Raw genomic sequence first — 20,386 nt, 5'->3', positions numbered from 1 at the left:
AAATCGCCCCTAGGCAGAACCCTTCGGGCAGCGCCTGTTTGGCATTGATGCTGCGTTATCGCCTATTTATGGGGAATAACCACACCACACAGGCTCTGCCTTGCTTTAATACCAAGCAGACTGCTGCAAATTCAACCTTGAAAGGTAAACAGACCCTAGTGTTATTCAGCTAATATAAATCCCCAATCGCTTATCTTTTAATGTCTAATATAAATTCTCAATCTGGTAAGGACACCTCAATGACGGCAGAGTATTTTAATTTTTTAAGCCTTATTGGCGTGGCATTCTTTGCAATTTCAGGTGCATTATTAGGCCACGATAAAGATATTGGTGGATTTGGTGTTGTCGTTGTTGGCTCAGTCACCGCGTTAGGCGGTGGCACGCTCAGAGATATTCTTCTTAATCAACCTGTATTTTGGATAGCCAACCCCGATTATTTATATGCCACCTATGGCGCTATTTTTGTCACCGTTATGTTTATTCGCCACTTGCCCGACCTGTCTAACTATTACATGTTACTGGTTGATGCCATCGGTATGGCTATTTTTAATGTGGTCGGTATTGAAAAAGCATTAATTGAAGGTACAACCATGGTGGTTGCGCTTACAATGGGAATGACGACGGGTATATTTGGCGGCTTAATACGTGATGTGATCTGTAGAGAAGTACCGCTGGTGATGCGCGAAGAGCTATACTCCACCGCGTGTTTTGCAGGAGGCTTAACCTATGCCACGCTATTTTTATTAGATGTCCCTTATTTATGGTGCATTATAGGTTCATTATTGGTAACCGTTTTTCTAAGATTAGGCGCACTGCATTTTGGCTGGCAACCCAACCTATTTAGAAAACGAACCCCAAAAATAAGAGATTAGTATAAGTATGGCTTTACACTAATCGCTCATACAAGCCTGACGCCCGTGATACACTTTTCCCCATGGCCAGTTGCAGCACTTTTTTATCTGCCACCAGCTCAAAGGTCTGTTTTGCGCGTGTAATTCCTGTGTACACTAATTGCCTATTAATACCGATACTCGCCTGCTTGAACGGTGGTAACACCATCGCGGTATAACTAAACTCTGAGCCTTGGGATTTATGAATGGTCATTACATACACTTTATCGTGCGCCGGAAGCCGTGCGGGTGAAAATGCCCGTTCATTACCTTGTTCATCAATAAACACTGCCTTAAGCTGGCCGCTGTCATCGGGCATTAAAATCCCTATATCACCATTAAATAATTTTAGCTGATAGTCGTTTTGACTAACCATTATCGGCATCCCTACATAATGCCGCTGATTAGGGTTAACGCTAATTAAACCTTGCTGCTGTAATACCCGTTCAATACGCTGGTTTAAACTATTAACACCATAATCGCCTTCACGTACCGCAGCAAGTAACTGATAACTGGCAAAAGCTGCATGCACTTGCGCAACACTGGCACCTTGCGCTATCAGGGTTAGGTAATTAGCATAATGACTTGCGGCACTATTTACTAACTTTTCAATTGGTGTGGAAGCAAAATCATAATCTAAAATAATATCGCTAAAATGCCCTTCGCTACTTTGTTGTTCAACATAGTTTAATATCCCACGGTTGTTGGTATTAACCGCCAGCGCCAATTGACCTATGCCACTTTTTGCATCAAACCGATAGCTATGTTGTAAAAAGGCAATGCAATCCGCGAGTTTAAACTCACTTTGAGTTTGCGCGTTGAGTTTAACAGTGCCATTAAAGCACAGCGTGTTCAATTGCTCACAGCGTACTTTTGAATAACGCGGTGTTTGTCCAAGCACTAACCCTTGGCATAAATCACTCATTACGCTACCAGTATCAACCGAAGCAAGTTGGTCTTTATCGCCGAGTAAAATCAATCGAGCATGATCTGGCAAGGCCTCAATTAATTTAGCCATAAGTGATAAGTCGACCATGCTGGCCTCATCAATAATCAATACATCAACATGCATCGGATTGCTTTTATCGTGCCGGAATTTATTGGTAAATGGCTTAACTCCCAACAAACGATGAATGGTTTGCGCGCTTTGCGGGATCAACGAATTAATATCATCTGGTATTTCACTAAGCTTATTTTTAGCCCCTAAAATTGACTCTGTTAGCCGTGCCGCTGCTTTACCTGTGGGTGCTACTAATTTTATGCTCAATGGCGCCGCTTGATATAACGATTGTAAAATCGCTAACAGCTTTGTCACCGTGGTGGTTTTACCGGTGCCAGGCCCGCCCGTGATCACACTAAAACCTTTTGTGGCGGCAATCGCACACGCTACTTTTTGCCAATCAATGTCAATACTCGGATCATCAGGAAAGTAGCGGGTTAATAACTGAGCAAGTACTGCATCATCAATGTTAAGTTGTCGTTCGCTCATTGTCAGTAATCGTTGGGCAAGGGTTTGTTCATAGCCTGCTAAACGAGAAAAATATAACCGTTGATTAAACAATTGCAGCGGCTTTTGCTCCCCAACACTGTGATGTGAGACTAAATAACCTATTGCCGCCTCAGTCGTAAAGTCATCACTAAATGGGCTGAGAGTGTCAGGCTGCGTGCCTTCTAGTTTAGTAAAATCGCTTTGACGTAAATTAAACGGATTAGTCCAATCAACCTCTGTTAGGGTTAAACAACTATGCTGGCTTTGCTGCGATAAACACAGCATTAAAATTATATAAAAGAGGTCGTCATACCCTTGCTGTGCGTTTGTGCCACTGAGCAATTCAGCCAGTTTTACATCAACCACACGCACTCTATGTTCGTCCGTTAAATACGTTAGCAACGGCACGACTTTAATGCTTTCGCTGGCCTGCATCGTTGGCTGTGCTGTTGTGAACACAGGTTCACCTAAGTCATCAAACAAACCCGGTTGTTGATTTAAATCACTCATAGCATGGCTCCTTGGCTAAACAAGCTATCTAAAATAACGACTTGATCTGCACTTAGCTGTTTAAAGTACACTCCCTCACCTGCTGGCATACCGCGTAAAAAAGTATAATAAACACCGCCTAAATGCGCCTCTATTGAATAATCGGGAATTCGCTGTTTAAGCAAGCGATGCAGCGCTACGGTATAAATTAAATACTGTAAATGATATTGGTGGCTGGTCATGGCTTGCTCTAGCTGCTCTGGCACATAATCAGCGGCGGTACTGCCCAAATAATTCGATTTATAATCTAAAATATAATACTTGCCTTGGTAGCAAAAAATTAAATCAATAAAGCCTTTTAGTAACCCTTTAACATGGGCAAACTCAAGTTTACTTTGGTTAAAACCAAAATGTTTAATTAACACTTCATTAAGCTTAGGGGCACTGAGGCTGCTAAGTGGTAAGTTAAACTCCATTTCTACTAAACAGTCACTTGGCGCTAATTGGCTCAAACTTAAATTATTCTCGCTGTTTAACGAGCAATTAAGTGCATCGAGTATCCATTGTTCGGTAATTTGCTGCCATTGCTCATCGATATGGTACTTTTCAAAAGCACGCTCAATCACAGCCGTTAAGTTTTGCTCGGCATTCGTGGGATGATTTACCGGACTGGTAAAATCAAGCTGCTCAAATATTTCGTGCAAACAACTCCCTGGTTTTGCACCCTTAGGAAAGCTATACGGTGAAGGAAGTTCATCTTGCTGCACGGCAAACTCATCTTTTTGATGATCTTCATCGCTGCACCCTGGAGCAAGTTGATCAGCATACTTTTTAAAGCTCAAGGCACTAAAGCTGGTTGCTCGCCAGTCACGTTCAATCTGCGCCGTTACTGTATTAATAAGTAAATCGTGCTGTTTAGTGTCACTATTTTTTAACCGAAGTATGCCCTGCTCATGTAATTCGCCTGAGGTAAATTGCTGGTATTGCATAGCATGATTAGCCTCACAAAATTCACTTAAATGGGTGCGCCATACTTGGCTACTGCTTATCTCTAATCCTGAGAATAACACATGCCCCAGCGCACTACTTTGAATTGCTAAACGGCTACTTTGCCCTTGAGAAATGTTATACACGCCCAGCGAACAAAAATGCACTGCTCGGGTCAGTGCCACATAAAGCAAACGTAAGTCTTCTGCTAAACGTTCTTGTTCGGCTTTTTGCAGGGCGTCTTCGTCTTTACTTAAATCGTAAATCAACTTGCCATTTTGATGATAAAGCGCGTCTTTAGTTTCACGATAACCACTGGCAAATGGCATAAATACCAATGGGTATTCAAGCCCTTTAGAAGCGTGCATAGTCACAATTTTAACTAAGTTCGCATCACTTTCTAAGCGAACTTGCACTGTTTCGCCATCTTGCTGGCTCACCTTTTGCGCAAACCAACGCAACAAACGAAGTGTCCCTTCAAGCTCAATTTGTTTTTGCTGCAGTATTTCGCCAAGGTGCCTAAAATCGGTAAGCCACCGCTCTACGTTATAGCCCAAACCTTGCCATTTGGCACTGAGCTGATTATGACTCAGTAAGCGTTCAAGCATTGCCATTGCCCCTTGCTTATGCCAAATATGGCTAAGTTGAGCAAAAAAGTTTAGGTGTTCTTGCCAGTTATTTTCATCATCGGCTAGAGCAAAAATATCGTTATAGCTTAAACAAAATAACGGGCCGGCTAATACACCGCGAAGTAATGCCTCATCGTACTGACCATGCAAAGCTGTTAAAAAATTGAGCAAGTGATGACTCAACTCTTGGCTAAATAAACTGTCGCGAGACAAATACACACTGGCAATATTAGCTTTACTCAGCGCTTGCTTCATTATTTGTGCTTCAACGCGGTCGCGCACCAAAATACAAATATCAGCAGCACTGACAGGGTTAGCGCCAATACAGGCAATACCTTGGTTTGCTTGCTCAAGTAAAGTCACTATTTTATTAGCAAAGTGGGTGGCTAAATGTGCTTGCCCTACGCCTTTAGTGGTCGGCTTATTTTTTTCATCGCCGGCTTCATCTACAAACACATTAAACTCAAACGCGGTGGCAGGTTTACCGTCAATTAAAAACGACTCATCTGCTTTTTTTCCTTTCGCTTTCACTTTATTAAATGGAATGGCGTCGTTATAAATAAAGCTGTTGTCGTATTTGCTAAATAAGCTATTTACGCTATTTACAATATCACTGCTTGAGCGAAAGTTAGTGCCCAATGTAAATTGTTGTGGCTCATCTACCGCTTCTTTTGCGCCAATGTAGGTAAATATATCTGCGCCCCTAAACCCATAAATAGCTTGTTTAGGATCGCCTATCATAGCTAAAGTGGTATTGCTTTGAGCATAAATTTTACTAAAAATCCCGTACTGAATCGGGTCGGTATCCTGAAACTCATCTATCATTGCCACCGGAAATAGTTGCGCTATTTTTTGTGCGAGCACATCACCTTGTTCACTCTTTAAGGCACTGTGTAAATTAGTCAGCAAATCGTCAGGGGTGATCACGCTCTGTTCTTGTTTGCGTTTAACTATGGCCGCTTTTACCCAGCTCGCCGCATATTGCACTATCGCAATTTTTAACCCTTGGTTAATGGTGTTGTTAAGTGCGGCTAAGGCATCGAATTGGCTAATAAGTGGATGAGTCAGTAATGTGCCATTTTTTTTATAATTAGCGGTATTACTTAAGTTCTCGTTACTCCACACCTCAAACGAATACTTACTGGTACCAAATTCAAAAAAATCATCATTGCCTAAGCAAAATGCTTCAAGTGCAGCAAGACTGCCCTTTCGCCCAGGTGTTTTTGAGCCACTTAAATCGGATGCTTTAACAGCACCAATAAACTCTTGCTCTAGGCAGGCTTTTTTAAAGGCTGGAACACGCGCCAAGTATTCATCTCGCGCTTGCCATACCGCATTTAAACTAACTTTTGGGGTTATTTCTGCGTTCGCCTTATTTAAAATACTACTTACATGACTAAATAGTGATTCGGGCGCAGCAAATACCGCTAAAATCGCATCTGTTCTTTCTTTACTGAGTGGGTATACAAACGCACGCCAAAAGTCTTTTATGGTTTCAAGCAGAATATCGCGCTCATCTAAAATGAACTCTAAGTTAAATGCCACACCGGATTCAAACGCATGCTGTTTTAGCATTCGCTGACAAAAACCATGAATGGTAAAAATAGCTGCTTCGTCCATTGATTTAGCTGCGGCATCGAGTAAGTCAAATGCACGGTGCTTGTCATCAACGCCCGCTATTACACCCTCAATTAGCTCATCATTGGGTACTTGCCCAAGTAACGCATCACGCGCGGCAATAATTCGGCTACGAACTCGGTCTTTAATTTCTTGCGTGGCGGCATCGGTAAAGGTGACTACCAAAATTTGCTCAACACTCAATGGCGTATTCAGCTCACCAGGTATTTGCATGCCCAATAAATAACGCAAATACAAACCCGTGATCGTGTAGGTTTTACCTGTGCCAGCACTGGCTTCAATTAAGCTTTGCCCTAATAATGGCATAGTGAGCGGATTAAGCGCTTGCATAGTCACTCTCCTTGGCGTGCTCGAATAATGGGGCGAGTAGCTTATCGCTCCAATGTATAAATTCGTCTTGGCAGTCATTAAGTGATTGCACAGTTAAACGAATATATGGGTTTTCTCCTTCGCCTCGGCCAATATACTGTGGACTAAATTTACTGTTGGCTTTTGCCATATCACTACCGCTTTTTACGTATTCATAACCACTTACCGGAAAAAACGCGACGGGCTTGTTGCGTAATGCTTTATAAAGCGCAAACCAATCTGCTAGCAGTAAATCGGCATCGGCTTTACTCATTGGGGCAAAGCTAATTTGTTTATCTAAACCCAGTAATAAAGTTTCAACCTCTTGTTGCATGCTTTGTGCAGCAAGATGATAAATAAAGCCTTTAATTAAATCTTTAGCTTTAATACTAGCACTGCGATAAAACACTTGTTTTTGCATATACACATGGTTTAACCAGCCTTCAATGGTGGTGTTTTCAAGCAAAAGTAACACCTCTATCGGTTCGCTTTTACCCGCTTTTATTTGTTGTTTTACTTGCCCTGCAAGCGCATCAACGCGATGTTGCATGCTCTCATAAATTAAGCTGCCAACATGGGCTTGCGGCAACTCACCGCGCTGCAGTATTTGTTCGGTACTCAGTGGTGTATCGTTAATATTAGCTTCAAGTATTTCATCAAGGTAAAAATAACGGCGCAGGGCATCTAAGCTAAACGGTTCTTCATCTTTGGCTATATCGTTAAATTGCGGCAAACGTAACCCTAGGCTTTGCTGATAAAAGCTCTCTTGGGCGTGGCACACACTGCGAATAAACATATCAAGATCAAGCAGCTCTGGAGGCGTTACATCAAGCGCAGTGATTGCTTTTGGCTCAATGGCCTCGCTAGGCAGCCAAATTGGGTTATAGCTGTGGTTGTTAAGCCCTGCCTGTTCAGCGCTAGCTGGCAAATAATAATGACTATTAAAAGGTTGTAAATGTTGTTGGCTAATAAGACAATCTGGCAAAGGTTTATCACCCGGTTCGCTAAGTTTAAAGCTGCGACCTATGTATTCTAACAATTCACTGACAAGTGTTGATGGCATTCGTGGCTGGTTATCAAAACATGAGCGACCAATGTAGCTCATATATAAATTATCCCGAGCACTAAGAAGCGCCTCTAAAAAGAGATAACGGTCATCGAGTTTTCGTGAACGGTCACCTTTTTGCTTTTTAGAATAAGGTACTAAGTCAAAACCGATAGGTTGAACGGTACGTGGGTAATCGGCATCGTTCAAGCCTAACATACACACTACCTTAAACGGCACGGCGCGCATTGGCATTAACGTACAAAAATTCACTTGCCCCACTAAAAAACGTTGGCCGACACCTTTTTCTTGTATGCCTTGTTTAATTAAATAGCTAACAATGCGCTGCGACACGGCCTCACTGTAATCACCGTTATCGTGGTGCTTACCTATATCTTCGAGTACTTTTTGTAGTACTAATAAATCCCAACTATCGTCGCTTTCGCTTTCATAAATAGTATTGAGCAGCTCATTTAAAATTTGCGCTTTATTGGTGAGTGTGTCATCAGGGGTGAGCTTAGCTTTAAAGTCTTGCAGCACATCAATAAAGTGTACCAGCTTATTAAGTGTATCGAGCGCCATACCCTCAACCTCATCGGCACTGTAAATACCATTAAATGGGCATTGTTCATCGCGCATGGCAATACCTAGTAGTAACCGGTTTAAGCCATGTTGCCAAGTGTTTAGCTCTATTGCGGGTAAGTCAAAGCTACTTTTATGTTCCGCGTTTACACCCCATTTAACGCCAACGCGCTCTAACCAATACTGAATTTGCTCATATTCATGCGCTTCTAAACCAAACTTTTCAGCAATTTGGGTAACCTGTAATAAATCGAGAATATCCGACACGCCGAAGCGCGAAAGCGGTAAGTTAGCCAAACTGGCAAACGAACTCAGTACAGGTTTTTCTTGCTCTATGGCTAAATCAGCTAGCGCATAAGGTATAAATCGACTGCCCTGTGCACCGCCAAAAACCGCTTCAATGTAAGGGCTGTAGGTACCAACGTCGGGCATCATCACGATGATGTCTTTCGGGGTAAGCGCTGGATTTTGATTAAATAAATTAAGTAAGTAATCGTGCAAACGCTCTACTTCTCGAAGCGGTGTATGGCAATCGCTAAGTGTAATGCTTGCATCGTTTGCAGTTATGGGCAGCTTGCCCTCATCGTTAATAAACCATTCTTTATTATCGGTGAGCGACTCACCTTTAAAGGCAAGTTGGTAAATTTCACTTTGCACTTGGCCGAGTAAGCTGTCGTCAAATACATCTATAAAGCCATCAATCCAGCGGGCATCAAGCTGCACTAGTTGCTCAAAATAATCGCGGCCGAGTTTACCCCACGACGATAACAGCGGATTACCAATAAAATAGTATTCCTCATCGGGATTCGTTTGCTTTTTTTGCTGTGCTTCCACCAGCGGCATTTTTGCGTATTTAGCAGTGATTTTAGCTGCTGTTTTTTCATCAATGATATCGCCCCAATAATGCTCGCTAGGGTTAAAAAAGAACAAAAACACTTCAGTTTTTTTACTTAAAGCTTCAAACACTTCAAGCTGCGAGCTAGCAATCGCAGATATACCAAATAAGCTAATGCGTTTTGGTAATAAGGCGCTATCCATGCTCTCAAGTGCACTGAGTAACTGCCCTTGCATGTTGGCACGGTGAAATTGGCTTTGCCCCAGCTGCTTGCTTAATTTGACGATACGACGCCATAAATCGGGTTGCCAAGGCGCAATCGCTATATCAACATCATCAAGCTCATCGGTACCACTATCCCAAGTGGCTATCCAATGGGGGCGGTACATTAAATATTGGTCGTACACATCGGCTATTTTTTCACATAGAGCAAAAGTTTTTTGGCCGTCAATATCGCCCTCTAAATAGGTTTTAAGCGGTAAGTACAGCGGCTCATTTATGCACTGGGGTAAAATGGCAAATAATTTCCAAGCAAGGTTAGGTTTGTTAAAGGCCGACTCTTTAGGCACGTTTGGTAGTAATTGCTGATACAACTGCCAAATAAAACTCGACGGGAGCGGAAAGTCTACCTGTGCAGCTACGCCTAAATTTTCACTTAAACCGATTTTAAGCCATTGCGACATACCCGGCGATTGCACTAGCACCACTTCTTTATCAAATGGGCTTTGCAATGGGTTTACTTTTAATAGCTGATGAAACTGCGCTTGCAGGGCTTCCATACGGTTTGATTGAATAATATTGAGCATACGATACCAGCCTTACTTGAGATAAAGCCAGTGTAAGATATTTTCAATTTAAGCGGTAGCACTAAGGGGAAATTGGCACTAATAAATCAGCAAGTTAGCCCGCCGATAGATGAACTTTTAAACGCACTGCTTTAACTGCAGTGCGTTTATTATTTAAATGGTGATGCTATTTATAAGGACTAATACTTGAAAGACTAAAGTCACTTTGCATAATAACCTGACCCTCAATGCCTTTAAGCTTTAATGAAATAGCAGGGTCGACTTGTTGCCAGTCTATGCTTAAATCACCATAGTTAACATTATGTGTGTAATTACCCACACGATGCTGGTTAGGGCTAACGTCTTTCCACTTTTCTGTCAGGCCTGAGCTGGTCATTTCAATAAGCGGGTAATCAAGGTTATGTTGATACCTTGAAATCTCGCCCCAGTGAGTATCGCCACTAATAATAATCACACCATTTACTTGGTGTTTTTTAATTAACGCAAATAAACGGTTTCGATCCTCAGGAAAATTTGCCCACGACTCCCAGCCGGTAAAATCTGGCAGTAACTGCAAGCTTGACGCTATTAGCTTTATTGCCGCTGGCTTTTTCAGCTCGGCTTCAAGCCATTGCCACTGTGCCTCCCCTAGCATTGACGCGCCTTTAACTTCAGTTGGACTGTACGGGCCTTGGTTATTTGCTTTACGCTTGGTGTAATACTCAATCTCGCTAACAGAATTAAGTGTGTCACGATTAAAGCGTAAATCTGGCATGATCACCTGCAAGGTTTGCTCGCCTTCGCCATACATGTACGAGGTATAAATACCATCAGCACGGGTACGGCGTTTTGAATTTGCCGGTTCTTGCCAAAAATCGAGCATGATTTGTCGCGATGCTTCCTTATGCGGATACTCTTTCCCCGCGTCATTTTGACCATAATCGTGATCATCCCACATGGCTATTATTGGTGTTTTTGCGCGTAGTGCTTTAAAGCCAGGCTTTGCCCCAAGGCGTTGGTATTTATTTTTAAGCACAGTCATGTCGTTAGTATCGCCGTAGATGTTATCCCCTAAAAAAATAAATAAATCACTATGCTCTTTGTTAATGGCGTTAAATATAGGAATGTCTTTATCTTGGTGCCCGCAAGAACCAAATAATATTTTAGACGGCGCAGCCATTGCTACACTGCTAATCACAATAGTCAGTGACAGTGCAGAATACTTAACGGTTTTTAGTAACTGTTTCATTTTAAAATCTCATTAATAGCCGGTGCCATATTAGGGTTAATTATGTGTGGGTTTTGCCCAAGTGCTTTTAAAACGGTGGCGGCAACTTGCGCTTGTTTAAGCTCGTTTTTAGTTTTAATTAAACCGTTATTTTTAATTGCAGGGCCAATAGCTGCAAGCCAAATATGCTCTGAGCCAATAATTCCCTCAGGAAATGCCTTTTTACCCTGCTCCGAATTTGCTAATGCCCGTTTAGAGCTGTGATGTTGCCAATCGTTTGCGTAGCTGCCACGGCCGTGATCGGTAGTAACAATTAACGTAGTATTATTTTTATAACCTGCTGTGCTTTGAATGGTTTGCCATAAATCTTTTAAAAATGCATCGCTTTGTTTGGCCGACTTTAAGTAAGCATCGTAATGGCTATCGTGAGCAAAGTCGTCAGTCTCTCCTAAACTAATCACCAGTAGTCTTGGTTTTTTCGCCAGCATATACGCTTTGGCAAAACGATAGGTAAAACTATCAAGCCGTACATTGTGCCATGGGCTGGGTATTTCTGTTTGTAGCGCATTAAGTAGCGCTGCGTCGGCAAATAAATCATCAGCAACGGGCATAAACCCCGCATTCACCTGCACCTTACTGCGCTGGGTATTTACAATGTAAGGAAACACATCCCAACTACCAAATAACGCGGTGCTGTTTTTAAATTCAGGCTGGGCGTTTAAACGCTCTAAAATAGTTTTATTTGGGTTGAAAACCTTGTCGTTACTGTTGATACTTTCATCCACTTCGCCAGTGAGAATTTCGTTATACCCAGGGTATGAAAAATACCACGGATTACTCACCGACATAGTTGAGCCTTTAGCTCTATCGCCAATAATAACGCCTTGCTTTGCGATAGTTTGAGTTAAAAATGGCATTAGCAATTGTTGACGCTGTTGCGGGTTTTCATGCCAGAACTGGCTCTTTAAATGTGCTGGTTGCTTAACAAATTCTTTATTATTAATCAGCTTGCTATCGGCACCATTAAATACTTCTTGCCAGCGAACCCCATCTAAAGTTACCAACACCACATTTTGTGGTGCAGCCAATGCCATATTATTAAACAATAAAATTAAACTTAAGCCAGTTATTTTTATCATGCTGTTCATTGTGTTCTCATCAACCTTTATATAGCAAAAAGCCCATCAATGATGGGCTTAATTACGTTTATTACGTTTTAAAACGTGGCCGTTAACGTCACGGCTGCTGTGCGTGGGGCGCCAATAAAGTAAGTGCTTCCATTACCTGTACCGCCCGCTAGGTAGCTTTCATCAGTAATGTTGTAAACCACAAAAGCAATATCAATTGCTTTGAAGGGGCCAGCATTAACTTCAGCTGCGTAGCCTGCATTTAAATCAACCACGGTATAGCTATCTACATCGCCACGCTCGCCAGTGTATTTAGCCGATAAACCAAAGCGGAAATCACCGCTGTAATAATCGGTTGAAAGCACAAATAAATCATCTACTGAATCAATTACTTTGCTTCCTGCTTCAAAGCCTGGCGCATCGCCTTTATATTCAGAGTTATTATTGGTGTATGAGCTATATACATTCCACTGTGGGCTCAACATATAACTTGCTGATAGCTCTAAACCTTTCGATTCAATACCGCCCACATTTAGGTACGAGCCGTTAGTACCTATGGTGTAATCAATACCACCCGTGTCGCTACCTGGCGCTATAAAGGTAATACGGTTATCAAATTCAATTGAGTAAGCCGTTGCCGTTAATTTAAGTGCGTTATTGTCATAACGTACCCCTAAATCAATATTTTCTGCGGTTTCTGGCTCAATAGCTGACAAGTCAGAGCTATCGCGCTCAAGCACACCATCTTTAATGGCGGCAAAGTTTTCGCTGTAGCTGGTAAATAACTCAGTGTTACTGTTTAACTGATATAAAATACCGCCACTAAATAGAAGGTCTGAATCACTGTTTACTTTAGCTGTGGTGGCGTTTTGATAATGGTCATACTTTTCTATGTCTACTAAGTACTTTTTCACCCCTAGATTAAGGGTTAAGTCGCCAAATGCCATTGAGTCTTGGGCGTACCATTTGAGCGTATCGGTCTCAAAGGTGTTTTTATATTGCGTCCAATAAGGGGTGTTATCAAAATGATGATAAATACGCGCATCTATAACTTTATGCCAATCTCGTGACTCATCACGGTCGCTTTGCTCATACCAAAAACCGGCTTCAATATCGTGCATGCCAATGCTTGCTTGATAATTAGCAGTTACCCCTAAACGATCTTTATTATAATGTGTATGACGATAAGACATAACAGGCGTGGCATCAGCGTCGTAACATGCAGGATTAAGCTCGGGGCCTGACTCCCACGGCCAATTTAAGCTAGCCGTGCAACCTGCATTGGGAGCAAGTGGGTTACCATTACTATCTGTAAAGCCATAAGAGCCTGCGTTTGTGCCACCTTCTGTGGTTGGGTTACCATTTTCATCTACAGGGGACGTTAAATAAGGAGGGATCCAATCACCTCGGCCTGAGTTTTTATGATAATAAGGGCTAATGGTTAACAATGAGATGGGTGAAATCGCGTATTCAAACTTTAAATACCCTAGAGTGTTTTCACGCAGCGTGCCCCAACCTTCTGCAAACATTTGGTCAAAGTGCGGAACGCCTGTCCAGTTCCATGTTAGTTGATCCCAATCTGGAGTTTGTTCAAATTGTGCCAAGCTCACGCTATTATAATTCGTCTCGCTTACATCATCGTAAGATAAACGCCCTGTTATAGTTAACTCATCAAGGGTGGTGATAAATTTCGCTTCAGCATGTTGGTTATCTTTCCCGCCATTGCTGCCCGAGTCAATCCAGCGGCTAGTATCGGTTTGCGAATAACTCACATACGCTTGAGTATTATCAAAAATGGTGCCAGTTTCGTGTTTAACGTAATAGCGACTTGCGTCATGGCTGCCTGAGGTATATGCAAAAGTGGTGCTTTTTTCAACGCTAGGCGCTTTACTTACAAAGTTAAAAGTACCACCTAGCGCCTCTAACGAGGCTGATTTAATATCTGAAGTGCCCTGACCTACTTCCACGGTGACAAGATTTTCGCTATCTAGGTAACGATTCGCTTTAGCACCACCGCCATAATTTGAACCGCCATTAGGAATACCGTCTACCGTCATACCTAATTGCTGCTGGTTTGAGTCGATACTAAAACCACGCATGGTAATAGTGGTTGACCAATCGTCGCCGCCAAATGCGTCGCCTTCGTTTATGCTAATGCCAGGTAAGTTATCTATTACTGATAACACACTCGATACCGAGCTTTGTTGCTCAAGCATGGCAGGTTCAATAACGTTGTTTGCATAACTGGTTGGTTTTGCAGTAACGGTTACTTCTTCTATCACGTTATCGTTAGCATAAGCTGAAGTTGATACCGCCATGGCCACAGCCATGCTCAAAATCGATTTATTTTTTAAAGCGTACATTGTTGTCCCGTTTGATTCTAATTATAAAAGGTAATTATGAAAGCGGGCACAGTCTATTTTTTAAATATGACAACGAGGGGGAACTTTATTGACAGCAAGATTAAACAATTATGAGTATATTATGGCAAATAAATGTATAAAAAAAGACACTCACAGTTGTCCATGAGTGTCCTATTGTTTTTACTAAATTAGCTGCTATTTCAATTCAGCTAGCATGTCATCACTGTAAGCTGTGACTTCTTCGCCGTTTTTAATTTTGCTAATGTAATCTGGGTTAGCTATAAGCGGGCGACCAATAGCAATTAAATCAAATTTATTGTCGTTAATCGCTTCTTTCGCAGTTTCAAAACTATAACTACCTACACCCACTAAGGTACTTGCATAACCAGCTCGTAAAAATTCAGAGGTTGATTTACCTTCTAGTGAATCAAAACGCATGCTGTCGTCAAAAATACCGCCGTGTAAATAAGCTAACTTGCGGTTTTCAAGCTCTGGTAATAAGTAGTCAAATACTGCTTTATCGCGATTGTCTTCGCTCATATTAAAATAAGCACCTGGCGTTAAACGCATAGCGGTACGCTCATTGCCTACAACATCAATAACTGCATCGGTTACTTCCAGTGCAAAACGAGACATGTTTTCTGGTGTTTGCCCGTACTCGTCATCACGTTCATTTGCCGCATAATGTAAAAATTGGTCAATTAAATAACCATTAGCACCGTGAATTTCTACGCCGTCAAAACCCGCTTCCATCGCATTTTCTGCGGCCTTAGCGTAGTCAGCCACTAAGCCTTTAATGTCGTCTGTAGTTACAGGCTTTGGCGTAACATAAGTGAGTTCGCGCATACGCGGTACTGAACCTTCAACCCCAATTGCCGATGGCGCCAAAACATCATCACCAAAAAAGTGAGGGTGTGCTACACGGCCAACATGCCATAGTTGTGCAAACATTTTTCCGCCATTAGCATGTACTGCGTCAGTGACTTTTTTCCAACCTTGAATTTGTTCACTAGTGAAAAGCCCAGGTGTATTTGGATAACCTTGAGCATCAGCACGGATAATAATGGCTTCACTAATAATTAAGCCTACATCAGCACGACGAGCGTAGTAATCAACCATGGCTTGTGTGGGCACTAAATTGTCATCTGCCATACAGCGGGTCAATGGTGCCATAAGTACGCGGTTTTGCAGTTCAATGCTGTTATTTAATTTAAAAGGTGAAAGTAAGTCAATCGACATAATATTTATCCTTTGTTGAATGTACATTCAAGATAAGGTCACTTGAATGAATATTCAAGTATAATTTTGAAACTTTGTTTAAGATTGCGTAAACTGCCACCTAGGCCTAAGAAAAATAAATTTCTTCATTACTACTCTATCCACTAAAAGAGTCATTATGAGAACTGCAGAATTTGATAAAGAGTTTGTACTACGCCAAGCTATGGCCATGTTTATGCTTCATGGCTATGCAAAAACCAGTATGCAAAAATTGACTCAAGCAACCCATTTACATCCGGGTTCTTTGTATGGAGCATTTGGTAATAAAAAAGGCATTTTTTTAGCCGCTACGGAGCAATACCAAACCGATCGCAATACACAATTTACGGCGCTGTTTGAGCACAGTAATTGTATTTTAGATACGCTGAAACAATACCTTAATATCATTGTGCAAGAATGTATCGACGGCGAAGCAACTAAAGTGTGCTTGCTTACAAAAAGCATTAGCGAGGTAGAGGGTAACGATCCACAAATTTGCCACGTATTACGTACTAATTTAACGGCGTACGAGCATGCCTTTGCGCAGCAATTACAAAAAGCGATAGATAATAAAGAAATTACCAATGGGCGAAGTGCCATAGAGCTAGCACGATTTTGTGTTATGGGTATTTATGGATTGCGCACTTATGCATTAACAAATCAAGACCCTGACGCACTAAACCAACTAGCCGACGAGCTGCTTGCAGCCATTAGCTAAACTTAATTTTAAAGCGCAGTATGTCGCTGCCTTTTGTATTCCCCCCACAGTGAGAGAGAGCCAAAAATGACCACTGACAATTTATCAAAGCAAGACGACGTAATTTTAGGCCTTGGCGCAAAAAAACGACTCGCATACATGTACAAAACTGTGCAACAGTTTAAGCAAGTGTGGATTTTAAACGATGACGACGGCTGCGTAATGCTCACTAACGAAGACGACGATTGCGTACCCGTATGGCCAACCCGTGATTTTGCACAAGCATGGGCAACCGGTGAATGGGAAGGATGTACACCTAAAGCAATTCCAACAGCAGATTGGTTTAGCCGCTGGACGCCAGGCCTTGAAGAAGACGACTTACTAGTTGCCGTGTTCCCTACCGAAGAAGACGACGGCACAATTTTATTTCCTGATGAATTTCAAGCGCAGCTCAATGCTAAACCAAAAAAATATTAAACTGCCCATAAAGCCATTTTGACAAATGGCTTTTAAATTACCTTCTTGTTATTAGCAATCCTTCAAATATAAACCATCACTAGAAGCAGTCATTCAATAGCCAAACTAAATAAATTATTAACCCTTTAATTAATCATTAACTATATTTTTATAATAACAGCTCACCGTTTAGTGATTAAAGTTAGTAACTAAAAAGCAAAAATACGCTAAAGCGGTCATAACTATAATTATTCTGTTAAAAATGCAGTACAATTTTTACCGGTCACTAACTTAGGTATTACATGCGGTACACTTTCAATTTTATATGTTGTTTACTATTTCAAACCATTAGTTTTAATGCTTTTGCTGTAGCATTAAATCAAAATGACAGCTTACAACTAAAGTCTGCTATGTGGCATCAAGTAGATTTAGCTAAACCAACTCAAGGTGAGCAACTCATTAATGCTTATAACAATATAAGTACTCCCGTCACTTCGCTGTATAGTGCCCATGGCATTGCAATAGCAAAAATTAGTTTAACCACAACGAGTGCAGGACGCTGGTATATAATCCCCCAAATTAATTATTTAGATAGTGGCGTTGCTTTTTATCAAGATACTAGTGGGATCAGAAAAATCGCTGATTTTTCACAAAATAGCGTCACTCAATCAGCCATTGTAATGCACAGCCAAGCTTTTGAATTACAGCTAGAAGCTAATTCACACGGTGTTTTATGGCTTTATATTAATGCTAAGCACTTTGCTAAACCTGTTAGCATTAACGTTATACCTCAATCTGCTTTTGTTAAACTTCAGTTTTATATCAATTCATTAAGCTTAGTGTCTATTACGATAATGCTGACCTTGGCCTGCATGGCCTTAATAATGTTCTTTAAAACACAACATCGCGTGGCGTTATTTTGTGCAGGTTACATAGGGTTACACGGCATTGGCTGGGCATTCGCGGCGGGGATAGTTGCGTTACTTTTTAATTACCACGCAATTAACACCCATTACTTTGGCATGTATATTTTTGCCTTCGCTATTGCTTGTGCCAGCTCATTTGCCTATCACTTATTTAACTTTGACCAACATACCCGCACTGGTATTAGCCGATTTTTAAAATACTTCTCCATAACCGCACTTGCCTGTGGTTTTTTAAACCTCTTTTTACCCTTTCATTGGGTGTTTTATTTAGCTCATTTCCTTGCTGCCATTTGGGTGTATTTAAGCTTAAAACTGGGCTTTACAATGCTGGGGATGAAAGACTTTAGAGCAAAATATTTTTTAACTGGCAACCTTGTTTATAGCTTGTCCTTAGTTATTTTTATTTTATCGCACCTAAATTTAATAGAAATAAGTTCACCTGAATTATGGGTACTTATTGCTCTGGCCATTGATTGTATCTGTATTTTACTTTCTTTATCTGAATGGCTAAAAATAAAGCAAAATAATTTTATAAAAGCGCTAGAGCTATCACGCATAGACCCACTCACCAAAGTAGGAAACCGGCTGCAATTACAAGAAAAGCTCGATAACTTAGATAATTTTTATCTCATTGTGTTTATAGATTGCGACAATATTAAAAGCGTTAACGATCACCTAGGTCATGCTCACGGTGACAAGCTACTCATTGAGGTTACGCGCTTAATACAAAATGCGTTAGCCGATATAGGCGAGGTATGCAGAACCGGCGGTGATGAGTTTATTTGTGTGTGTAACGTCAAATCAGCACAACAGCTCGCCCAACTCACCCTGAGCATAAACGAGTCATTAAACTATATTCATCAACAAGTTCAAAAACATTGGCCGTTATCAGGCGTGAGCTATGGCTTAGCAAGTAGTGAGGAATGTAATGACTACAAAGCCTGCTTAACTTTAGCCGACCAACGAATGTATAAATTAAAACATCAGCGTAAAAACAAACGCCAAGTACAAAGCCAACACGCTTAACTTTATTACAGGCACAAAAAAGGACGTCCTGAGACGTCCTAATATAGAATAATGGTGGAGAGAGAGGGATTCGAACCCTCGTTAGGGATTAACCTAAACACACTTTCCAGGCGTGCGCCTTCAGCCACTCAGCCATCTCTCCACAATGTTGCTTTGCAACAGCGCGCTATAGTATGAAATACACTTGCTTGGTGCAAGGCCTTTTTAACATCATGCTTTTAACTGCTCAATAATCAAACTAACTACTCATAAGCAAATAAAAAGGCGATACCTGAGTATCGCCTTTATCTAATGCATTATATTGCTATTTATTATTTTGCCATATTGGCTGTAAAGTCTAGCATGCGATTTAATGATTTAAGTGCGCCTTCACGCAAATCCATATCAACAAACACTTCTTTACCGCTGGCATCAATCAGTGCTTCCTCAATCGCTTGTAAGCCGTTCATTGCCATCCAAGGGCAGTGAGCGCAAGTTTTACATGTAGCGCCGCTACCAGCCGTTGGCGCTTCAAAAAACTCTTTATCTGGGCATAGTTGCTGCATTTTATAAAAGATACCGCGATCGGTCGCCACAATAAACTTTTTATTAGGCATAGTTTGCGCTGCTTTAATAAGCTGGCTAGTAGAGCCAACAGCATCAGCGAGTTCAACAATTTCAGCCGGTGATTCGGGATGCACCAATACGCCTGCATCTGGATGCAAGACTTTAAAGTCTTTTAGCGCTTTGGTTTTGAACTCATCATGTACAATACATGCGCCGTTCCACATGATCATATCGGCGCCAGTATTCTTTTGAATATAACTGCCTAAATGCTTATCTGGGCCCCAAATGATTTTTTCGCCTTGCTCATCTAAGTGCTCTACTATTTCAAGTGCACACGATGAGGTAACTATCCAATCAGCGCGCGCTTTAACCGCGGTAGAAGTGTTAGCATACACTACCACTTTACGGTCTGGGTGTTGATCACAAAACGCTGAAAACTCATCCACTGGGCAACCAATATCTAATGAACAAGTCGCTTCAAGTGTTGGCATAACCACGGTTTTGTTAGGGGTTAAAATTTTAGCAGTCTCACCCATAAAACGTACACCCGCGACGATGATCATATCGGCTTCATGGCGAGCGCCAAAACGCGCCATTTCGAGTGAATCGGCTACACAGCCGCCCGTTTCTTCAGCAAGTGCTTGAATTTCAGGATCAGTGTAATAATGAGCAACAAGTACCGCGTTTTTCTCTTGCAGTAATTGTTTTATACGCGCTTTATATTCGCCTTTTTCGTCTTGTGTTAACGGTGCCGGCTTAGGAGGGAAAATATAACCTTCAGGCATAATAGTTTGAGCTAAACTCATGTTCTCGACCACTTTATTTACAGTGCAATTAATAGCGCAAATTATACGAGAAACGAACGGCAAATAATAGCAATCTAGTCAGGCAGTTTATAAATAAAAATAAGGGAGATACTAAGAAAGATATTATACGGAGAAAGTGTACCAGAAGTGGTGGGTCATGATGGACTTGAACCATCGACCAATGGATTAAAAGTCCACTGCTCTACCAACTGAGCTAATGACCCGCTCTGGTTTACT

12 protein-coding genes and 2 tRNA genes are annotated in these 20,386 nt (G+C 41.5%); 4 read left to right on the top strand and 10 right to left on the bottom strand.

Annotation, left to right across the window (positions count from 1 at the left end):
- The first annotated feature begins 239 nt into the window (after positions 1-239).
- Complete coding sequence (locus AN392_RS17730) at positions 240-872, top strand: trimeric intracellular cation channel family protein (RefSeq protein ID WP_024601371.1); 633 nt, start codon at positions 240-242, stop codon at positions 870-872.
- A 13-nt stretch (positions 873-885) separates the two neighbouring features.
- Here the strand turns inward: AN392_RS17730 and recD are convergent, their stop codons facing one another.
- The 7 genes from recD to AN392_RS17695 form a co-directional block, all read right to left on the bottom strand.
- The gene (gene recD / locus AN392_RS17725) at positions 886-2,889 is read right to left on the bottom strand and encodes an exodeoxyribonuclease V subunit alpha (RefSeq protein ID WP_055013439.1); all 2,004 of its coding nucleotides are present in this window, start codon (positions 2,887-2,889) and stop codon (positions 886-888) included.
- The gene (gene recB, locus AN392_RS17720) at positions 2,886-6,452 is read right to left on the bottom strand and encodes an exodeoxyribonuclease V subunit beta (protein ID WP_055013438.1); all 3,567 of its coding nucleotides are present in this window, start codon (positions 6,450-6,452) and stop codon (positions 2,886-2,888) included. Before recB ends, recD begins: the two co-directional genes overlap by 4 nt.
- The gene (gene recC / locus AN392_RS17715) at positions 6,439-9,738 is read right to left on the bottom strand and encodes an exodeoxyribonuclease V subunit gamma (protein ID WP_055013437.1); all 3,300 of its coding nucleotides are present in this window, start codon (positions 9,736-9,738) and stop codon (positions 6,439-6,441) included. Before recC ends, recB begins: the two co-directional genes overlap by 14 nt.
- Before the next feature lie 166 nt (positions 9,739-9,904).
- Positions 9,905-10,966, bottom strand: coding sequence for an alkaline phosphatase D family protein (locus AN392_RS17710; protein WP_055013436.1), 1,062 nt, complete (start codon positions 10,964-10,966; stop codon positions 9,905-9,907).
- Positions 10,963-12,093 (bottom strand): alkaline phosphatase family protein, encoded by a 1,131-nt coding sequence (locus AN392_RS17705; RefSeq protein WP_055013435.1) that lies wholly within the window; start codon positions 12,091-12,093, stop codon positions 10,963-10,965. Before AN392_RS17705 ends, AN392_RS17710 begins: the two co-directional genes overlap by 4 nt.
- Before the next feature lie 68 nt (positions 12,094-12,161).
- Positions 12,162-14,435: a TonB-dependent receptor domain-containing protein gene (locus AN392_RS17700; protein ID WP_055013434.1), complete on the bottom strand. Its 2,274-nt coding sequence runs from the start codon at positions 14,433-14,435 to the stop codon at positions 12,162-12,164.
- Between the two features lie 195 nt (positions 14,436-14,630).
- Entirely contained in the window at positions 14,631-15,674 is a 1,044-nt protein-coding gene (locus tag AN392_RS17695) for an alkene reductase (RefSeq protein WP_055013433.1), read from the bottom strand.
- Between the two features lie 157 nt (positions 15,675-15,831).
- Between AN392_RS17695 and AN392_RS17690 the strand changes: the two genes are divergently transcribed.
- From AN392_RS17690 to AN392_RS17680, 3 genes are all read left to right on the top strand, one after another.
- The gene (locus AN392_RS17690) at positions 15,832-16,410 is read left to right on the top strand and encodes a TetR/AcrR family transcriptional regulator (protein WP_008109773.1); all 579 of its coding nucleotides are present in this window, start codon (positions 15,832-15,834) and stop codon (positions 16,408-16,410) included.
- A 66-nt stretch (positions 16,411-16,476) separates the two neighbouring features.
- Positions 16,477-16,866 (top strand): DUF2750 domain-containing protein, encoded by a 390-nt coding sequence (locus AN392_RS17685; protein ID WP_055013432.1) that lies wholly within the window; start codon positions 16,477-16,479, stop codon positions 16,864-16,866.
- A gap of 281 nt (positions 16,867-17,147) precedes the next feature.
- Positions 17,148-18,797 (top strand): diguanylate cyclase, encoded by a 1,650-nt coding sequence (locus AN392_RS17680; protein WP_055013431.1) that lies wholly within the window; start codon positions 17,148-17,150, stop codon positions 18,795-18,797.
- A 52-nt stretch (positions 18,798-18,849) separates the two neighbouring features.
- Here AN392_RS17680 and AN392_RS17675 read toward each other — a convergent pair.
- From AN392_RS17675 to AN392_RS17665, 3 genes are all read right to left on the bottom strand, one after another.
- Positions 18,850-18,939: transfer RNA gene (locus tag AN392_RS17675), tRNA-Ser, on the bottom strand.
- Between the two features lie 169 nt (positions 18,940-19,108).
- Positions 19,109-20,149 carry a quinolinate synthase NadA gene (gene nadA / locus AN392_RS17670; protein WP_008466811.1) on the bottom strand — a complete coding sequence of 347 codons (1,041 nt, stop codon included), beginning with the start codon at positions 20,147-20,149 and terminating at the stop codon, positions 19,109-19,111.
- A gap of 148 nt (positions 20,150-20,297) precedes the next feature.
- Positions 20,298-20,373, bottom strand: a tRNA-Lys gene (locus AN392_RS17665).
- Positions 20,374-20,386 lie beyond the last annotated feature (13 nt).

Source organism: Pseudoalteromonas sp. P1-16-1b (genome assembly GCF_001401785.1).
In the GTDB taxonomy this organism is placed as follows: domain Bacteria; phylum Pseudomonadota; class Gammaproteobacteria; order Enterobacterales; family Alteromonadaceae; genus Pseudoalteromonas; species Pseudoalteromonas undina.
Note: the sequence above shows the minus strand (reverse complement) of the source record. Positions and strands in the feature narration are given on the sequence as shown.